Annotated in this window: 15 protein-coding genes; 9 read left to right on the top strand and 6 right to left on the bottom strand. The window is 73.5% G+C overall.

Annotated features, from left to right (window positions below; genetic code table 11):
* Positions 1-127 precede the first annotated feature (127 nt).
* The 3 genes from M1O15_RS09040 to M1O15_RS09030 form a co-directional block, all read right to left on the bottom strand.
* Positions 128-514, bottom strand: coding sequence for a hypothetical protein (locus M1O15_RS09040; RefSeq protein ID WP_248632749.1), 387 nt, complete (start codon positions 512-514; stop codon positions 128-130).
* 91 nt (positions 515-605) lie between these two features.
* Positions 606-1613 (bottom strand): phosphotransferase family protein, encoded by a 1008-nt coding sequence (locus M1O15_RS09035; RefSeq protein ID WP_248632748.1) that lies wholly within the window; start codon positions 1611-1613, stop codon positions 606-608.
* Positions 1614-1688: 75 nt separating this feature from the next.
* On the bottom strand, positions 1689-3362 hold the full coding sequence (locus M1O15_RS09030) for an MFS transporter (protein WP_248632747.1): 1674 nt from the start codon (positions 3360-3362) through the stop codon (positions 1689-1691).
* Positions 3363-3529: 167 nt separating this feature from the next.
* Here M1O15_RS09030 and M1O15_RS09025 point away from each other — a divergent pair, with 167 nt between their 5' ends.
* Positions 3530-4132: a TetR/AcrR family transcriptional regulator gene (locus tag M1O15_RS09025; protein ID WP_248632746.1), complete on the top strand. Its 603-nt coding sequence runs from the start codon at positions 3530-3532 to the stop codon at positions 4130-4132.
* A 482-nt stretch (positions 4133-4614) separates the two neighbouring features.
* Here M1O15_RS09025 and M1O15_RS09020 read toward each other — a convergent pair whose 3' ends face one another.
* Positions 4615-5979 carry a cation:dicarboxylate symporter family transporter gene (locus M1O15_RS09020; RefSeq protein ID WP_248632745.1) on the bottom strand — a complete coding sequence of 455 codons (1365 nt, stop codon included), beginning with the start codon at positions 5977-5979 and terminating at the stop codon, positions 4615-4617.
* 130 nt (positions 5980-6109) lie between these two features.
* On the opposite strand from M1O15_RS09020, the gene M1O15_RS09015 reads away from it, so the two are divergent.
* The 3 genes from M1O15_RS09015 to M1O15_RS09005 all read left to right on the top strand — a co-directional run bounded on the left by M1O15_RS09015 (position 6110) and on the right by M1O15_RS09005 (position 9353).
* Positions 6110-7810, top strand: a complete 1701-nt coding sequence (locus M1O15_RS09015; RefSeq protein ID WP_248632744.1) for a sensor histidine kinase — start codon at positions 6110-6112, stop codon at positions 7808-7810.
* Positions 7807-8511, top strand: a complete 705-nt coding sequence (locus tag M1O15_RS09010) for a response regulator (RefSeq protein WP_248632743.1) — start codon at positions 7807-7809, stop codon at positions 8509-8511. The genes M1O15_RS09015 and M1O15_RS09010 overlap by 4 nt, the downstream gene beginning before the upstream one ends.
* Before the next feature lie 155 nt (positions 8512-8666).
* Positions 8667-9353: a helix-turn-helix domain-containing protein gene (locus M1O15_RS09005; RefSeq protein ID WP_248632742.1), complete on the top strand. Its 687-nt coding sequence runs from the start codon at positions 8667-8669 to the stop codon at positions 9351-9353.
* A 1077-nt stretch (positions 9354-10430) separates the two neighbouring features.
* Here the strand turns inward: M1O15_RS09005 and M1O15_RS09000 are convergent.
* Entirely contained in the window at positions 10431-11456 is a 1026-nt protein-coding gene (locus M1O15_RS09000; RefSeq protein ID WP_248632741.1) for an ATP-dependent 6-phosphofructokinase, read from the bottom strand.
* Between the two features lie 401 nt (positions 11457-11857).
* On the opposite strand from M1O15_RS09000, the gene pta reads away from it, so the two are divergent.
* The 4 genes from pta (at position 11858) to M1O15_RS08980 (ending at position 17453) form a co-directional block, all read left to right on the top strand.
* Entirely contained in the window at positions 11858-13930 is a 2073-nt protein-coding gene (gene pta, locus M1O15_RS08995; RefSeq protein ID WP_248632740.1) for a phosphate acetyltransferase, read from the top strand.
* A gap of 56 nt (positions 13931-13986) precedes the next feature.
* Positions 13987-15252, top strand: coding sequence for an acetate kinase (locus M1O15_RS08990; protein ID WP_248632739.1), 1266 nt, complete (start codon positions 13987-13989; stop codon positions 15250-15252).
* 136 nt (positions 15253-15388) lie between these two features.
* Positions 15389-16819: a pyruvate kinase gene (pyk, locus tag M1O15_RS08985; protein ID WP_248632738.1), complete on the top strand. Its 1431-nt coding sequence runs from the start codon at positions 15389-15391 to the stop codon at positions 16817-16819.
* Positions 16820-16949: 130 nt separating this feature from the next.
* A complete protein-coding gene (locus M1O15_RS08980; protein WP_248632737.1) occupies positions 16950-17453 on the top strand; it encodes a hypothetical protein in 504 nt (167 codons plus the stop codon).
* 69 nt (positions 17454-17522) lie between these two features.
* Here the strand turns inward: M1O15_RS08980 and M1O15_RS08975 are convergent, their stop codons facing one another.
* Positions 17523-17987 (bottom strand): MarR family winged helix-turn-helix transcriptional regulator, encoded by a 465-nt coding sequence (locus M1O15_RS08975; RefSeq protein WP_248632736.1) that lies wholly within the window; start codon positions 17985-17987, stop codon positions 17523-17525.
* Positions 17988-18069: 82 nt separating this feature from the next.
* Here M1O15_RS08975 and M1O15_RS08970 point away from each other — a divergent pair, with 82 nt between their 5' ends.
* Positions 18070-18438: a VOC family protein gene (locus tag M1O15_RS08970; RefSeq protein ID WP_248632735.1), complete on the top strand. Its 369-nt coding sequence runs from the start codon at positions 18070-18072 to the stop codon at positions 18436-18438.
* Positions 18439-18583 lie beyond the last annotated feature (145 nt).

The following is an 18583-nucleotide window of genomic DNA, read 5'->3' as shown; positions in this document are numbered from 1 at the left end:
TCCTCGGCCAAGCGGCTGGCGCCCACCCCACCCCGGGTGCCAGCCGCCCCGAGGCGGCCCGCGACTCGGCGGCGGGCCGTCGATCTGGTGCTGGACGAGCGGGAGTTGGCACTGCTGAAAGGGCAGGTCAGAGGTTCTTGGCGCTGTGGGGTGGCAGGACCGCGTGGGCGGCGCGGTGCTCCTGGAGCACGACCACGGCGTCCGGGCTCGCGCTCCGGGCGACCGCGCGGGCGATCGACTGCCGACGTTCGGCGCAGGAGGGGCAGTCCGGCTCCCAGTCGGGCAGCAACTCCTCGTGCGCCATGGCCATATGGCGGATCATGGCGATCATGGAGCCGACCTGGCTGTCCATCGGGTCGTAGTCGACGCCCTTCTCCCCGGTGAAGTGCATCTCCCACATCATGTCGGTGATGCGCTTCATCCGCCCGTACAGCCGGACGCAGTCCTCGCAGTCGAACATCCAGGCCGGCGGCAGCGGCCACTGGACTCGGGGGTCGCACTGGTCATCGCTCATGCGGCGGACGGTACCGCCGCGGCGGCCGCGGCACCGGAGGGTTCACCGAACTTTGAGCAGAGGGGGCGGGCGGACGGTGGTGAACGGCCCCCTACACCTCCGGTTCGTCGGCGAGCCTGAGCAGCCAGCGGGCGGCGTCCGGGGCGCCGGTGGCGGCCTCGGCGGGGAAGAAGCGGCCGTAGGAGTGGGCGCGGTGCAGAGGGGCGAGGCGCCAGGCGAGGGTGGCGGCGCGGCGGAGGCTGGGAGCGGGGAGGTGGGGGGAGGTCCAGGGTTCGAGGTAGGCGTCGCGCAGGCGGGGGAGGGCGGCGGGGCCGTGGAGTTCGGCGGCGCGGCGGAGTGGGACCAGGAGGCAGCCGAAGGGGTGGGAGACGGCGGCGTCGCCCCAGTCGAAGAAGGTGAAGTGCGGCGGGGCCCCGGGGGTGGCGCGGTGGAAGAGCTGGCCGTCGTGGAGGTCGGTGTGGTCCAGGGTGTCGGGGACGCCCACGGCGGCCAGTTCCTCGGACCAGTCGAGGAGTTGGGGGCGGAGTGCCCGTAGCCGCCGGCGGCCCTCGGGGAGGAGGGCCGGGTTGTCGGCGACCAGCCGGTCGAAGAGGGCGGGGAGTTCGAGGGTGCGGGCGCTGGGGACGCCGAGGGTGAGGAGGGAGTCGGCGTACGGGACGAGAGCGTGCTGGGTCTCCGCGTACTGGTGGAGGAGCCGCTCCCAGGCGGCGAGGGGGACGGGGCCGCGGGCCAGGACGTCGCGGAAGAGGTCGCCGCCAGGTGGCAGCAGGGACCAGCCGCGGTCGGCATCCAGGGCGAGCGGGGTCAGGACGTGACCGGGGACGCGGCGGGCGAGGGCGGCGGTCAGCGGGCCCTCGAAGCGGCTGCCGGGCGGGTTGGCCTTGAACCAGCGGACGGCGGAGTCCTGGACGGGCAGGCGGAGGAGGACCGACCAGGGGCGGAGCCGGATGCGGTCCGGGCCGGGGGTGCGCAGGCCGTGCGCCGCGAGGCTCGTGGTGATCCAGTCGAGGGCGGCGGCCCGCCAGTCGGGGTCCTCCCAGGGGGTGACCGCGTCCGGGTAGCCGGTCCGGTCGACGGTGGCCGTCTTCACGCTGTCCATGGCGCCATCCCAGCACCGCGGGCCCCGGGACGTCATACCGTTTTCCCGGGGCCCGCGGGTGTGGAGGGGGCGTGGTCAGACGCCGGCCGGTTCGCGAGGGTGCTCGGTCTTCCGGACAGGCGCCGGGGTGGCGTCCGGGCGGGGGCGGCGGGGCAGCAGCAGCGCCACCAGGAGGGTGCCCGCGCCGAGGACGATGGCGCCGACCAGGCTGGTGTGGGCGACCGCGTCGGAGAAGGCGGCGGTGACGGCGTCGGCCATCTGGCGCGCCCCGTCGGAGAGTTGCGCGGCCTGCGCCTTGAGCTGGGCGGCCTGCTCGGGATGGGCGGCGGCCTGCTGGAGCAGGGCCTGGGCCTTGTCGCCGACGCCCTGGGCGACCGCGTAGCCGGCGCCGACCGAGTCCTGGGCGGTGTCCAGGGCGGAGGCCGGCAGCCCGCTGCCACCGGCGGCGTCGGCGAGGTGGTCGGAGTAGGAGGAGGCGAGGACGGAGCCGAGTACGGCGATGCCGAGCGAACCGCCCAGCTCCAGGGAGGTGTCGTTGACCGCGCCGCCGACGCCGAGTTCGGACTCGGGGAAGGCGCCCATGATGGCGTCGGTGCAGGGCGAGAGGGCCAGCCCGATGGCGGCGCCGAGGACGATCAGCGGGGCGACCAGGTCCCCGTACCCGCTGCCCGCGTCCACCCGGGTCAGCAGCGCCAGCGCCAGCGTGCCGAGCGCCATGCCCGCGGTGACCGTCACCTTCATGCCGAGCCGCGGGGTGAGGTAGCCGGTGAGCGCGGAGCCGACGAAGACGGCGCCGGCCAGCGGCAGCATGCGGACACCGGTGTCCAGCGGGTCGTAGCCCAGGACGAACTGGAGGTGCTGGGTCAGGTAGTAGAAGGCGCCGAAGACGGCGAGGAAGAAGAGCGCCACGGCCAGGTTGGACCCGGCGAAGGCCCGGTTGGCGAACCGGCGCACGTCCAGCAGCGGGCGCGGGTGGCGCAGCTCCCACAGGGTGAAGGCGAGCAGGGCGACACCCGCGACGACCGCCGAGGTGACGGCCTTGGCGTCCCAGCCGAAGTGCGGCCCCTGGATGATCGCGTAGACCAGCGCACCCGCCCAGACCACGGACAGCAGCCCGCCGACGTAGTCGATACGGCCGTGCCGGGCGGCCTTCGACGGCGGTACGAGGGTGAGGGCGCCGACGAGGGCGAGCGCGGCCACCGGCACGTTGATCAGGAAGGTGGAGGCCCAGCCGTGGTTCTCCAGCAGGGCCCCGGCGACCAGCGGCCCGGCGGCGATGGCCAGCCCCGCGGTGGCGGTCCACAGCACGATCGCCCGGGCGCGTTCGGCGCGCGGGAAGGTGGCGGCCAGCAGGGAGAGCGTGGCCGGCATGATCATCGCGGCGCCGACGCCCATCGCGGCCCGGGCGGCGACCACGCCGGAGGAGGAGTCGGTGAGCGAGCCCGCCACCGAGGCGGCGCCGAAGACGACCAGGCCCAGGACGAGTGCGCCGCGCCGGCTGTACTTGTCGCCGATCGCGCCGAGCAGCAGCATCAGCGCCGCGTACGGGACGGTGTAGCCGTCGATGACCCACTGGAGGTCGGAGCTGGTCAGCCCGAGGTCCCGGGTCATGTCGGGGGCGGCGACGGTGAGGGCGGTGTTCGCCATCACGATGATGAGCAGGCTCAGGCAGAGCACACCCAGCGCCCACCAGCGCTGGGGATAGGGCCGGGACTCGGACTCCACCGGCTGGTTCCTGATGAGGCGCATGGCCTGAACACCCTCCGTTTCGCTTCTCACCCAGCCACTTGCACATGGGTGTGTAAATGCACAGCACTGTGCAAGTTACGTGACTGCACAGCCATGTGCAAAACGAGGTGCAGAATGAGGGGGTGACTTCTTCGGATGTGACTCCTTCCGGCGCGACGCCCGCGGGCGTGGCTCCTTCTGGCAGGGCGGACGCCAATCGGCGCCGTATCGAGCAGGTCGCCCTCACCGAGCTGCTGCGCGACCCGGACGCCTCCATGGACCAGATCGCCCGGGCCGCCGGGGTGGTCCGGCGCACCGTCTACGGCCACTTCCCCAGCCGCGAGGCGCTGATCGCCGCCCTGGTGGACAGCGCGGTGGAGTCGGTCGCCCAGGCGCACGCGGCCGGACGGGACGGGGTGGACGACCCGGCGGAGGCGGTCGCCCGGGCCACCCTGAACGCCTGGCGGGTCGCCGACCGCTACCGGCTGCTGGTCGCCCTCGCGCAGCGGAGCGTCACCATGGAAGGGATCAGGCAGCGGCTCGCCCCGGTCCGGCGCAGTTGCGCGGACCTGCTGCAACGAGGCCTGAACGAGGGGGTGTTCAGCTCCCCGCTGCCCGCGGCGGCGCTCGCCTACGTCCATGAGCAGGTGCTGTTCGGGCTGATGGAGGCGGTCAACGCGGGCACCCTGCCGCCCGGCAAGGCCGGCCGCTCCGCCGCGGTGACGGTACTGATCGCGGCGGGCGTCCTCCCGGAGCGGGCCACCGAGCTGGTGGCGGGGCTGGTGGAGTGAGACGGCGACGGCTCAGGGCGTAAGCGGCTCACCGCGCGCCCGGACATCGGCGCCGGCGCCGGAACAGGCGTGAGCGGCCGCGCGGGAGGGGGGATCCCGCGCGGCCGCGTATCGGGGCGGGGCCCGCGGCCCGGGGGGCCGTCAGCCCGGCGGCCGCAACCCTCGGGGCCGTACCCCCGAGAGGTGGCGTCGAGCCCCGGCCGGACCCCCGCCGGGCGGCGTCGGGCCTCGGGGCCGTACCCCGGCGAGGTGGCGTCGGGCCCGGGCCCGTACCCCGGCGAGGCGGCGTCGAGCCTCGGGGTCGCCCCCGCCGGGCGGCGTCGGGCCCCGGGGCCGTACCCCCGAGAGGTGGCGTCAGGCCCCGGGGCCGTAGAACCGCAAGGTGGCGTCGGACCCCGGCCGGACCCCCGCCGGGCGGCGTCGGGCCCCGGGGCCGTACCCCGCCGGGTGGCGTCGGGCTCCGGCCAGCTCCCCCGCCGGGGTCAGACCTTGGCCGGCTCTCGGCGGTCGGGGGTGCCGCCCTCATCGTCGGGGGCGGGGGCCGTGTGGGGTGTGTCGCCGTGTTCGTCCATCAGGGTGCGCTCGTCGAAGGGCACCCGGCCGGCCAGCACCTCGGCGGCGCGCTCCTTGTCGATCTCCTTGGTCCAGGTGCCGACCAGCACCGTGGCCACCGCGTTGCCCGCGAAGTTGGTCAGCGCGCGGGCCTCGCTCATGAAGCGGTCGATGCCGACGATCAGGCCCACCCCGTCCACCAGGGCCGGCTTGTGCGACTGGAGGCCGCCGGCCAGGGTGGCGAGCCCGGCGCCGGTGACGCCCGCCGCGCCCTTGGAGGCGATGACCATGAAGACCAGCAGCGAGATCTGCTCGCCGACCGAGAGCGGGTCGCCCATCGCCTCGGCCACGAAGAGCGAGGCCATGGTCAGATAGATCGCGGTGCCGTCCAGGTTGAAGGAGTAGCCGGTCGGGACGGTGATGCCGACCACGGGCTTGCTGACGCCCATGTGCTCCATCTTCGCGATCAGCCGCGGCAGCGCCGACTCGGACGAGGAGGTGGAGAGGATCAGCAGGAACTCCCGCCCCAGGTACTTCAGCAGCGCGATGACGCTGATGCCCGCCACCAGCCGCAGCAGCGTGCCGAGCACCAGGAAGACGAAGATCGCGCAGGTGGCATAGAAGCCGATCATGATGATGGCCAGCGACTTCAGGGCGTCCACGCCGGTCTCCCCGACCACCGCCGCGATCGCGCCGAACGCGCCCACCGGCGCGGCCCACATGATCATGGCGAGGATGCGGAAGACCAGCCGCTGGATGTGCCCGATCCCGCGCAGCACCGGCTCACCGGAGCGGCCCATCGCCTGGAGTGCGAAGCCCGCGAGCAGCGCGACCAGCAGGGTCTGGAGCACCTCGCCCTCGGTGAACGCCGAGACGATGGTCTTGGGGATCACCCCGAGCAGGAAGTCCACCGTGCCCTCGCTGGCGCCCGCCGCCTGCTGCTCGCCCACCTTCGCGGCCTCGTCGGTCAGCTTCAGGCCGGCGCCCGGCTCCAGCAGGTTGCCCACCACCAGGCCGATGGCCAGCGCCACCGTGGACATGACCATGAAGTAGCCGAGGGCCAGACCGCCGACCGCGCCGACCTTGGCGGCCTTGCGGACCGAGCCGACGCCCAGCACGATCGTGCAGAAGATGATCGGTGAGATCATCATCTTGATCAGGTTCACGAAGCCGGTGCCCAGCGGCTTGAGCTCCACCGCCACCCCGGGGGCGAGGAAGCCCACGGCGATGCCGAGGACCACCGCCGCGATGACGGCCAGATAGAGATAGTGGGTACGGTCCCGTCGTGCGGCCACGGGGTCCTCCTACGGATGAGTCGCTCCACGTCCCGGTGGATCCCGGAGACCATCTCTCACCTTGTGCGGCCGGTCACCGTTGCGTACGTTTCGTTCACGCCGCCCGTACTCCTCCTCTCCCGTCTGCGCTATGCACCTTTCCCTTCGCCCCCTCCGCCGAGGCACCGGCCGCCGCCCGCCGCGCAGCCTGGCCGGCCAGCTGTTCGCCATGCAGGTGGTGCTGGTGGCCGCGATCGTCGCGGGTTGCGCGGTCTTCGCGTACCTCACCGACCGCGGGCAGGCCGAGGAGACCGCGCGCCGCCAGGCGACCGCCACCGCGACCGCGGTGGCCCGCTCCCCGGCCGTGGTGGCGGCGATCCGCTCCGGCGAGCCGACCGCCGCGCTCCAGCGGTACGCGGTGTCGCTGACCGGGCAGGAGGGGGTCGACTTCGTGACGATCATGTCGCCGGACGGCATCCGCTGGACGCACCCGGACCCCGCGCAGATCGGCCGCCCCTACCTCGGTCATATCGAGCAGGCGCGGCAGGGGCGGACGTCCTCGGAGACCTACCCCGGCACCCTCGGCCCCTCGGTGCGGACCCTGGTGCCGGTGTACGACGGGCAGGGGGTGGTGGGCCTGGTCAGCGCGGGCATCACCATCGAGCGGATCAGCGCGCAGATCCGGGGCCAGCTGACCGCGCTGCTCGGGATGGCGGGCGCCGCCCTCGCGCTCGGCGGCCTCGGCACGTATGTCATCAACGCCCGGCTGCGGCGGCACACCCATGGGATGAACGCGGGCGAGCTGAGCCGGATGCACGACTACCACGAGGCCGCGTTGCACGCGGTGCGCGAGGGGCTGGTGATGCTGGACGGGCAGCGCCGGATCGCGCTGGTCAACGACGGGGCGTGGGAGCTGCTGGGGCTGGCCGGCCGGGAGGTGGTCGGGGCCCGGGTGGACGAGCTGGGGCTGCCGGCCTCGCTCACCGGGGCGCTGCTGAGCGGCGGGCCGCGGGTGGACGAGCTGCATCTGACCGCCGACCGGCTGCTGGTGGTCTCCACCCGGCCGGTGGTCGGCGGTGAGCGGCGCGGCACGGTGGTGACGCTGCGGGACCACACCGAGTTGCAGGCGCTCTCCGGGGAGCTGGACTCGGAGCGCGGCTTCACCCAGGCGCTGCGCTCGCAGGCGCACGAGGCGGCGAACCGGCTGCACACCGTGGTCTCGCTGATCGAGCTGGGCCGGGTGCAGGAGGCGGTGGAGTTCGCCACGGCGGAGCTGGAGCTGGCCCAGGCGCTCACCGACCGGGTGGTGGACGCGGTCGGCGAGCCGGTGCTCGCGGCGCTGCTGCTGGGCAAGGCGGCGGAGGCCAACGAGCGGGGCGTGGAGTTCGTGCTGACCGAGGACAGCCGCATCGACGACGGCCTGCTGCCGCCGACCCTGCCGTCCCGGGACCTGGTGACCATCCTGGGCAATCTGGTGGACAACGCGCTGGAGGCGGCGGGGCGCTCCGAGGCCGGCTCCCGGGTGACGGTGACCGCCCGCGCCGACGCGGACGAGCTGCTGCTCAGCGTCGCCGACACCGGCCCGGGCATCGGCCCCGGCGACCGGGACGCGGTCTTCGAGCGCGGCTGGTCCACCCGGGGCGCCGGCCGCGGCCTCGGCCTCGCCCTGGTCCGCCAGGCCGTACACCGCGGCGGCGGCACCATCGAGCTGGGCGCGGACACCGGTACCAGGTCGGGCTCCGGTACGCGTACGGGTACGGGCTCCGGCGCGCGGTTCACCGTACGGCTGCCGCTGCGGACCCCCGAGGCGGCCGCCGCCCCGAGCGCCCCCTCCCCGGAGGCCCGCCCATGACCGGTACCCAGGCGCCGGGGCCCATCCGGGTGCTGGTGGTCGAGGACGACCCGGTGGCCGCCGACGCGCACGCGCTGTACGCCGGGCGGGTGCCGGGCTTCTCCGTCGTCGGCACCGCCCACTCGCGGGCCACCGCGGCCCGGCTGCTGGAGCGGACCCCCGTGGATCTGATCCTGCTGGACCTCTACCTGCCCGACGGCCACGGGCTGCACCTGCTCCGCTCGCTGCGGGCGGCCGGGCACCACGCCGATGTCATCGCCGTCACCTCGGCCCGCGACCTGTCCGTGGTCCGGGAGGGCGTCTCGCTCGGGGTGGTCCAGTACGTGCTGAAGCCCTTCACCTTCGCCACCCTGCGGGACCGGCTGGTGCGGTACGCCGAGTTCCGGGCCGCCGCCGGGGAGGCCTCCGGTCAGGAGGAGGTGGACCGGGCGCTGGCCGCCCTGCGCACCCCGCGGCCGGCCGCCCTGCCCAAGGGGCTGAGCGCCCCGACCCTCACCGCGGTGACCGGCGCCCTGCGCGCCTCGGACACCGGGATGACCGCCGCCGAGGCCGGCGCCGCCGTCGGCATCTCCCGCATCACGGCCCGCCGCTATCTGGAGCACCTGGTCGACGCCGGCCGCGCCGACCGCAGCCCCCAGTACGGGCAGGTGGGCCGCCCGGAGTTCCAGTACCGCTGGGTCAGCGGCACCCCACGGCCATGAGGGAGACCTCTTTCCGGCGTCCGCGCTGGTTCGAACGAGCCGGTGGATTACCGACAGGTAGGCGACAGGTGGGGCGTTCTGGACGTTCCTACGACTTCCGGCCTTGGGTGAACACACCGTAGCCAGCTGTCACCGTGCGCTCCTACCGTGTGCGCGTGCACCCCTCCCCACCTTCACCACCGTTCAACGCCCTCGCCGCGCGTCGGCTGCGCGAGGCGCTGGGTATGGCTCCCGCGCATGTGGCGTACGGGCTTCGGGCGCAGTACGGACTCGGTGTCGCGCCCGAGACCGTGATCGCCTGGGAGCGCGGCCACGCCTCGCCCGACGCCCGGGAACTCAGCGCCCTCGCCGGAGTGCTGTGGTGTTCACCGGGCGAACTGCTGGCCGCCGCGACCACCCTGCGGGAGCACCGGATCGCCCGCGCGGTCGCCCCCGCGGACCTGGCGCGCCGGCTGGGCATGGACCTCAAGGCATACCTCCGGGTGGAGGAGACCGGCCGCTGGCGCGGCACCGAACGCCAGACCGCCGCGCTCGCCGAAGCCCTGTCGCTCGGGCCGCGCGAGCTGCTGGAGGCCACCGGCCGCTCCGAGGAGCTCTCCGACCTGCTACGCAGCGCGGCGACCACCCGCTGGCAGGCCTATGTGAAACCGATCGCCAAGCTGCTGCCGATCCCCCGCCACCGGCTGGAGGAGGTGCTCCAGCGGCTGCACGCCGACTACCAGGCGCGGATGGTGTCGACCAACAGCTGGGGCTCGGACGTGACCGGTGGCAGCGGCGGCGAGGCCGGCCGCGAGTATCTGGCCCGGGTGGTGGACCACTTCTGGGAGCACGCGCGGATGTGATCCGGGGAGGGGCGCGGACGGCACCGGGCTCTCCGGGGGCACCGGATGACCGGCCGCGTCCCCCAGGACGTACAGCACGACGGTGGTGACGGCTATCAGCAGCGCGACCACGGCCAGCACCGGTATCAGCACGGTGTCCCACCGGCCGGGCTCCGGCGGGATCCCGGGCACCCGGTCCACGTCCTGGTCCTGGTCCGGCGGCCGGAGTGGGAGGTCGGAGAGGTCCCAGACGACCGGCCCCGGTCGATCCTCCGGAATCAGTTCCTCCTGGTCGCCGGAGTCCGCGGCGGAGGGGTGGCTTCGACCGGGCTCCCCGGCCTCGGGGCCCTGCCCGGGGCCGCACCCGTCCGCTCGTCCACCGGCCATCCGCCCGCCCCTTCAGCCTCCGCCCCCGTCCGGCACAGCCTGCGACCGGGGCGGGCCGCGCTCAAGAGGGGAACGCGCCGATTCGGCCACCGGAAACGGGCCGGTCACCGCCTTGCGGACACCCGGAACGGGACCCCCGGCGTACGGACACGGAAAGACGGCCTCGACCGACCAACCACGGACCGAAAGCCGGCCCCGCGAACACGCACGCCCCACCACGAGGGGCCCGCCCCCCCCATCGCGCCCGCGCGACGAGGCACGGCCGGAAGCCAGACCGGCCCCCGCGGACACGCGCACCCCGCGACGAAACCCCACGGACCGGCAACCGACCCCTGCGAACCCCCACACGCCCGGACCCCGCAAAGCCCACCCGCACGGCCCCAAGCCACCGGCACGGGCCCGCCGCCCCGCACGCCCAAACCCCGCAAGCCCGCAGGCACGGCCCTGTCATCCCGCACGCCCGGACCCCGCAAGCCCGCGCGCCCTGGCCCCGCAAGCCCACAGGCCCAGGCCCGTCGCCCCACACGCCCTGGCCCCGCAAGCCCGCACGCCCTAGCTCCGCAGGCCCAAGCCCCGCCAGCCCACAGATACGGGCCGCGCAAGTCCCCAGGCACGAGCCCGCCGCCCCGCAAGCCCCAGCCCGGCAAGCCCGCAGGCCCCACCGCCGTCCCGCCCGCGCTATCCCGTCCCCCGTCGCGCCCGCGCGACCCCTCAGAAGACCGACTCGGCCTCGTACATCCGGTCCTCCGGCACCGTCTTCAGCCGGGTCACCGCGTGTGCCAGCGGGGCCATGACGACGTCGGTGCCGCGCAGTGCCGTCATCTTGCCGAACTCGCCCCGGTGCGCCGCCTCCACGGCGTGCCAGCCGAAGCGGGTGGCGAGGACGCGGTCGTACGCGGTGGGAGTGCCGCCGCGCTGGACGTGGCCGAGGATCACCGGGCGGGCCTCCTTGCCGAGGCGCCGCTCCAGCTCCTTGGCCAGCCGGTTGCCGATGCCCTGGAAGCGCTCGTGGCCGAACTGGTCGATGGCGCCCTTCTCGTACTCCATCGAGCCGCTGGCCGGGTGCGCGCCCTCGGCGACGCAGATGACCGCGAACTTCTTGCCGCGGGAGAAGCGCTCCTCCACCATCTTGACCAGGTCGTCCACCTGAAAGGGCCGCTCGGGCAGGCAGATGCCGTGCGCGCCGCCCGCCATCCCGGACTCCAGGGCGATCCAGCCGGCGTGCCGCCCCATGACCTCGACGACCATCACCCGCTGGTGGGACTCGGCCGTGGTCTTCAGCCGGTCTATGGCCTCGGTGGCCACCATCACCGCGGTGTCGAAGCCGAAGGTCCGGTCGGTGGCGGAGATGTCGTTGTCGATGGTCTTCGGCACCCCGACGACCGGCATCCCGGCCTCCGAGAGCATCCGGGCGGCGGTCAGCGTGCCCTCGCCGCCGATCGGGATCAGCACGTCGATCCCGTACCGCTTCTGCAGCTCGTCGCAGTTCTCCGCGGCCTCGCGCAGCCGGGCCCGCTCCAGCCGGGCGGAGCCGAGGATGGTGCCGCCGCGCACCAGGATGCCGCTGACCGCGTTGAGGTCCAGCGGCCGGTAGTGGCCGTCCAGCAGCCCCTTGAACCCGTCCTCGAAGCCGATGACCTCGTCGCCGTGGCCGGTCATGGCGCGGTGCACGACCGACCGGATCACCGCGTTCAGACCGGGGCAGTCGCCGCCTGCCGTGAGGACTCCGATGCGCATCGTGCGTCTCTCCCGCTGGGTAGGGATCGGGTGGGGATGATCAGTAGGAACACAGGGATCGCGGGCGCGTACGGCCTCGGTTGGGGAACGTACGGGCCTCCCCGAATTGTCCCACGGCGGGCGGGCGGGCCGTGCCCCCGGACCCCCGTGTCCGGCCGCCCGGCGGGGCCCCGGCGACCGCCCTGGCCAGGGCGCGCCCTACTCAGCGCCAGGGGTATTGTCAAGGGGGTATTTGCCCTCCGAAGCCTCCGCAGGCCGCGTACGGCGTCCTTCCGGGCGTCCGGTGACCGGGTGCCGCCGGGCACCGGCCGGGGCCCGGGGTAGCCGGCCGGGCCCCCGGGTACCCGGGTCCGCCGGAGCGCTTCGGGAGGCGCATCGAGAGACGCGACGGGAGAGCTTGCGTGGCGCGCAGCGTGTACGTGACCGGGATCGACCGCGGGGACGGCCGCCAGGTCGTGGAGCTGGGAGTCATGGAGCTCCTGACCCGCCAAGTGGACCGGGTGGGGGTGTTCCGGCCGCTGGTGCACGACGGGCCGGACCGGCTGTTCGACCTGCTGCGGGTGCGCTACCGGCTGTCCCAGGACCCGGCCACCGTCTACGGGATGGACTACCACGAGGCCACCGCGCTCCAGGCCGAGCGGGGCATCGACGAGCTGGTGTCCACGCTGGTGGATCGGTTCCACCGGGTGGCGCGGGAGTACGAGGTGGTGCTGGTCCTCGGCACCGACTTCGCCGGCACCCAGCTGCCCGAAGAGCTGGCGCTCAACGCCCGGCTGGCCAACGAGTTCGGCGCCGCGGTGATAGCCGTGGTCGGCGGCAAGGGGCAGAGCGCGGAGTCGGTGCGGGCCGAGACCCGCAACGCCTTCCGCGCGTACGAGAGCCTGGGCTGCGACGTCATCGCCATGGTCGCCAACCGGGTGGCCGCCGCCGACCGGGCCGCGATCGCCGAGCGGCTGGAGTCGCAGCTGCCGGTGCCCAGCTACGTACTGCCGGACGAGCCCGCGCTCTCCGCGCCGACCGTCTCGCAGATCGCCCACCATCTGGGCGCCGAGATCGTGCTCGGCGACGACTCGGGGCTGGCCCGGGACGCGCTGCACTTCGTCTTCGGCGGCGCGATGCTGCCGAACTTCCTCAACGCGCTGACCCCGGGCTGCCTGGTGGTCACCCCCGGCGACCGGGCCGATCTGGTGGTCGGGGCGCTCGCCGCGCACTCGGCCGGTACGCCGCCCATCGCGGGGGTGCTGCTCACCCTGGACGAACGGCCGCCCGCCGAGGTGCTGACGCTGGCCGCGCGGCTGGCGCCGGGCACCCCGGTGCTGTCGGTGAGCGGCACCAGCTTCCCGACCGCCGCCGAGCTGTTCTCGCTGGAGGGCAAGCTGAACGCGGCCACCCCGCGCAAGGCGGAGACCGCGCTCGGGTTGTTCGAGCGGCATGTGGACACCGGGGCGCTGCTGAAACGGTTCTCGGTGGCCAGCAGCGGCCGGGTGACCCCGATGATGTTCGAGCACACCCTGCTGGAGCAGGCCCGGGCGGACCGCCGCCGGGTGGTGCTGCCGGAGGGCACCGAGGAGCGGGTGCTGCGCGCGGCCGACGTCCTGGTGCGCCGGGCGGTGTGCGATCTGACCCTGCTCGGCCCGGTGGAGGCGGTCCGCAAGAAGGCCGCGGACCTCGGGATCGACCTGGGCGCCACCCAGATCATCGACCCGGCCACCTCCGAGCTGCGCCAGCGCTTCGCCGAGCGGTACGCGGAGCTGCGCGCCCACCGCGGGGTCTCGGTGGAGCTGGCGTACGACGTGGTCTCGGACGTCAACTACTTCGGCACCCTGATGGTGCAGGAGGGCCTGGCCGACGGGATGGTGTCGGGCTCGGTGCACTCCACGGCGGCCACCATCCGCCCCGCCTTCGAGATCATCAAGACCAAGCCGGGGGCCTCCATCGTCTCCTCGGTCTTCTTCATGTGCCTGGCCGACGAGGTGCTGGTGTACGGCGACTGCGCGGTCAACCCGGACCCGAACGCCGAGCAGCTGGCCGACATCGCGGTGCAGTCGGCGGCCACCGCGGCGCGCTTCGGGGTGGAGCCGCGGATCGCGATGCTCTCGTACTCCACCGGCACCTCCGGCACCGGCGCGGACGTGGACAAGGTGCGCGAGGCGACCGAGCTGGTGCGCGCCGCCCACCCGGAGCTGCGGATCGAGGGCCCGATCCAGTACGACGCGGCGGTGGAGCCCTCGGTGGCGGCGACCAAGCTGCCGGACTCGGAGGTGGCCGGGCGGGCCACGGTGCTGATCTTCCCGGACCTCAACACCGGCAACAACACCTACAAGGCCGTGCAGCGTTCGGCCGGGGCGGTGGCGGTCGGGCCGGTCCTCCAGGGTCTGCGCAAGCCGGTCAACGACCTCTCGCGGGGCGCGCTGGTGAGCGACATCGTCAACACGGTCGCCATCACCGCGATCCAGTCCCAGGCCGCCTCATGAGCGCCCCGACCTCAGAGAACGGCACCCCCGCCCCCGTACCAGAAGGCCACCGAACCGTGACTGACTCACCCTCCTCCCCCACCCGCGTCCTCGTCCTCAACTCCGGCTCCTCCTCGCTGAAGTATCAGCTGCTCGACATGGGCGACGGCACCCGGCTGGCGGCCGGACTGGTGGAGCGGATCGGGGAGGGCTCCTCGCGGATCGCGCACACCCCGCTGGGGCCGGACGCCGGGGAGAAGCGGGAGCGGACCGCGCAGGTGCCCGACCATGAGGCGGCACTGAAGGCGGTCGCCGAGGAGCTGTCGGCGGACGGGGTGGGCCTGGACTCCCCCGAGCTGGCGGCGATCGGCCACCGGGTGGTGCACGGCGGGCTGAAGTTCTCCGAGCCGACCGTGGTCACCGACGAGGTGCTGGCCGAGATCGAGCGGCTGGTGCCGGTGGCGCCGCTGCACAACCCGGCGAACATCACCGGGATCCGTACCGCGATGGCGCTGCGGCCGGACCTGCCGCAGGTGGCGGTCTTCGACACCGCCTTCCACACCACGATGCCGGAGTACGCGGCCCGGTACGCGATCGACACCGAGACCGCGGACGCGCACCGGATCCGGCGCTACGGCTTCCACGGCACCTCGCACGCGTATGTCTCGGCCCGTACCGCGAAGCTGCTGAACCGGGACCCCGCCGAGGTCAACGTGATCGTGCTGCACCTGGGCAACGGCGCCTCGGCCTCGGCGGTGGCGGGCGGCCGGTGCCTGGACACCTCGATGGGGCTGACCCCGCTGGAGGGGCTGGTGATGGGCACCCGCTCCGGCGACCTGGACCCGGCGGTCGTCTTCCACCTGGAGCGCAACGCGGGAATGTCCAACCAGGAGATCGACGCCCTTCTGAACAAGAAGAGCGGCCTGGTCGGGCTCTGCGGCGACAACGACATGCGGGAGATCCGGCGGCGGATCGACGAGGGCGACGAGCGGGCGCGGCTCGCTTTCGACGTCTACATCCACCGGCTGAAGAAGTACATCGGTGCCTACTACGCGGTGCTGGGGCGGGTGGACGCGGTGGTGTTCACCGCCGGGGTCGGGGAGAACGCGGCGGAGGTGCGGGCGGCCGCGGTGGAGGGCCTGGAGGAGCTGGGGCTGGCGGTGGACGCGGGGCTGAACGCGGTGCGCTCGGGCGAGCCGCGGCTGATCTCCCCGGAGTACGCGCGGGTCGCGGTGGCCGTGGTGCCGACCGACGAGGAGCTGGAGATCGCCCGGCAGAGCTACGCCCTGGTGCGCGGCGGCGGCGACCTCCGGGACCGAGGCGCCCGGCACGGCAAGGAGTGAGTTCCCCGGGCGGCGGACAGCAGCATCAGCAGAACCGGATAAAGGGAAGAGGGCACGAGTGAGCGACCTCACGCCCATTTGTACATTCCGCTAGACGGAATATTCCGCGCTGAAACAAACCGATAGGATCCGCCTTATGCGCCGTTCCAAAATCGTCTGCACACTGGGCCCCGCCGTCGACTCGTACGAGCAGCTGAAAGCGCTCATCGAGGCCGGTATGAACGTGGCCCGCTTCAACATGAGCCACGGATCCCACGCTGAGCACGAGGAGCGGTACCACCGCGTCCGGCAGGCCGCCGAGGACACCGGCCGCGCGGTGGGCGTGCTGGCGGACCTCCAGGGTCCGAAGATCCGCCTGGAGACCTTCGCCGAGGGCCCGGTCGAGCTGGTGCGCGGTGACGAGTTCACCATCACCACCGAGGACGTCCCCGGCGACAAGTCGGTCTGCGGCACCACGTACAAGGGTCTGCCGGGGGACGTCTCCAAGGGCGACCAGGTGCTGATCAACGACGGCAACGTCGAGCTGCGGGTGGTCGAGGTCGAGGGCCCGCGGGTGAAGACGATCGTCGTGGAGGGCGGCGTCGTCTCCGACCACAAGGGCATCAACCTGCCCGGCGCGGCGGTGAACGTCCCGGCGCTGTCCGAGAAGGACGTGGACGACCTGCGGTTCGCCCTGCGGATGGGCTGCGACCTGGTCGCCCTCTCCTTCGTGCGGGACGCCAGTGACGTCAAGGACGTGCACAAGGTGATGGACGAGGAGGGCCGCCGGGTCCCGGTCATCGCCAAGGTGGAGAAGCCGCAGGCCGTCGAGAACATGGCGGACGTGGTCATGGCCTTCGACGGGGTGATGGTGGCCCGCGGCGACCTGGCGGTGGAGTACCCGCTGGAGAAGGTCCCGATGGTGCAGAAGCGGCTGATCGAGCTGTGCCGCCGCAACGCCAAGCCGGTGATCGTGGCGACCCAGATGATGGAGTCGATGATCACCAACTCTCGGCCGACCCGCGCCGAGGCCTCCGACGTCGCCAACGCCATCCTGGACGGCGCCGACGCGGTGATGCTCTCCGCCGAGTCCTCGGTGGGCGCCTACCCGATCGAGACCGTCAAGACGATGTCCAAGATCGTCTCCGCGGCCGAGGAGGAGCTGCTCTCCAAGGGCCTCCAGCCCCTGGTCCCCGGCAAGAAGCCGCGCACCCAGGGCGGCTCGGTCGCCCGCGCCGCCGCCGAGATCGCCGACTTCCTGGACGGCAAGGCGCTGATCGCCTTCACCAAGTCCGGCGACACCGCCCGCCGCCTCTCCCGCTACCGCGCGGGCCAGCCGATCCTGGCCTTCACCACCGAGGAGGCCACCCGCAACCAGCTCGCCCTGAGCTGGGGCGTGGAGTCCTTCGTCGTCCCCCACGTCGACAACACCGACGCCATGGTCGACCTGGTCGACGCCGAGCTGCTGAAGCTCCAGCGCTACAACCAGGGCGACACCATGGTCATCACCGCCGGCTCGCCCCCCGGCGTCCCCGGCACCACCAACATGGTGCGGGTGCACCACCTGGGCGGCGAGAAGCAGGCCTGACCCCTTGCAGTGATGGGGTGGTGCCCCGGTCCGGTACGACCTCGCGTACGGGACCGGGGCACCGGCCTGTCCGGTCATACCATCAGGGCCGGCGAACACGTTCACATCGCCGCGGGGAGGCAGAAGGCCGATGGCGGACGCCGTCACCCCTGTCCCCCCGTGCACCCCGGAACTGCGGCAGGCCCTACGAGACCTGGCCCAGGAGCTCGGAACCCCCCTCCCGCCCGGCCTGGACGACGGCCATGCCCGCTGGGAGCTGTACCGCGCCGCGCTCCGCTCGGAGACGGCCCGCCCCCTCCTGCCGGCCGCCGTCCGCGCGGAACCGGACGGCGCCCTCGCCTCGGGGGTGGTCGGCGAGGCACTGGAGCGGCTTCCGCGCCCCGAACGGGACACCTGGGTGGCCGCGCTGCCGCCCGCGGTACGCGCCTTCAGCGAGCGCCGGGCCCGCGAGCTGGCCACCCTGGAAGCCCTCCGCGCCGGGACTCCCGTACAGGTGACCGACGTGTCCGACTGGAGCGACTGGCTCCAGCTGCGCGCCGCCACCGAGGTACGGCACCCGGAGGTGCTGAGCGCCCTCGCCGACGCGGGCCGCACCAAACGGATCCGGCGCACCGCCCGGGAGTCGCTGGGCTGACGCCGACGGCGGCGGCCTCCCCGCTTCCCCGGCGGGGAGGCCACGGTCCCTCACGGGCCAGACCGACGGCTACTCGGCCTGAAGCGCCCGCGTGATCCGCCCGAAGTCCTCCAGCAGCGCGTCCAGCCGGCCCGGCGGGAGCACGGCGACCATCCGGCTCTCGATCGCGTACACATCGGCCTGCGCAGCCCGCAGCCGCCGCACCCCCTCCTCGGTGAGGGTGGTGGGCCGCGAGCGACCGGTGGCGGCCGCGTCCGGCCGGGTGAGCAGCCCTTCGCCCTGCAACCCGCGCAGGACGACGTTCATGGACTGCCGGGTGACGAAGGTGGCGCGGGCCAGCTCCGAGTTGGACAGGCCCGGTCGGGCGGCCAGCACCTCCAGACAGGAGTACTGGGGCACGGTCAGGCCGTGCTCGCGCAGCGCGGTGTCCATGGCGCCGCGCAGCGCGGCATGCGCCTGCTTGAGCCGGTAGCCCACGTGTTCGAGGACGTCTGCGGCCGGGTGGGGCGGTTCGACGTGCGGAGCATCTCGCATGTCCACATTTTGACACCCAGGATGACTGGCCGTACCGTCGGAGATGTCAACACCCTGACATGTATCTCCAAGGAGGGACCCCATGTCCATCGGTATCGACGGCCCGGACTTCATCGCCCTGCAGGTCCGCGACCTGGAGGCCGCCGCCGAGTTCTGCGAGCAGCACCTCGGCCTCCGCCGCACCCCCGCCTCCCCGCCCGGCGCGGTCGTCTTCGACACCAAGCCCTGCCCCCTCGCGGTGCGCGAGCCGCTACCCGGAACCGACCTGGACGCCGGCCGCCCCGGCCTCGGCGTCGCCCTCTGGTTCTCCACCCCCGACGCCACCGCCCTGCACGACCAGCTCACCGCGGCCGGGATCCGCATCCTGACCCCCGTCAACGACGGCCCCTTCGGCCCCTTCTTCTCCTTCGAGGGCCCCGAGGGCTACGTCCTGACCGCGCACGGAGCCTGACCTGGCGGGCGGGCGCCTGCGGCAACGGCGGCCGACTAGTCGACCTGCCCCGACTGGACGGGGAACCCAGGTGGCCAGGGCGGATTGCCGCCCACGACGAAGCCGTCCCCGTCCGGTTCCAGGCGAGCAGAAAGGTGCCCCACCG

It is taken from the genome of Streptomyces lichenis (genome assembly GCF_023218175.1).
GTDB classification, from domain to species: domain Bacteria; phylum Actinomycetota; class Actinomycetes; order Streptomycetales; family Streptomycetaceae; genus Streptomyces; species Streptomyces lichenis.
This window is presented reverse-complemented; position numbering and strand designations above follow the sequence as displayed.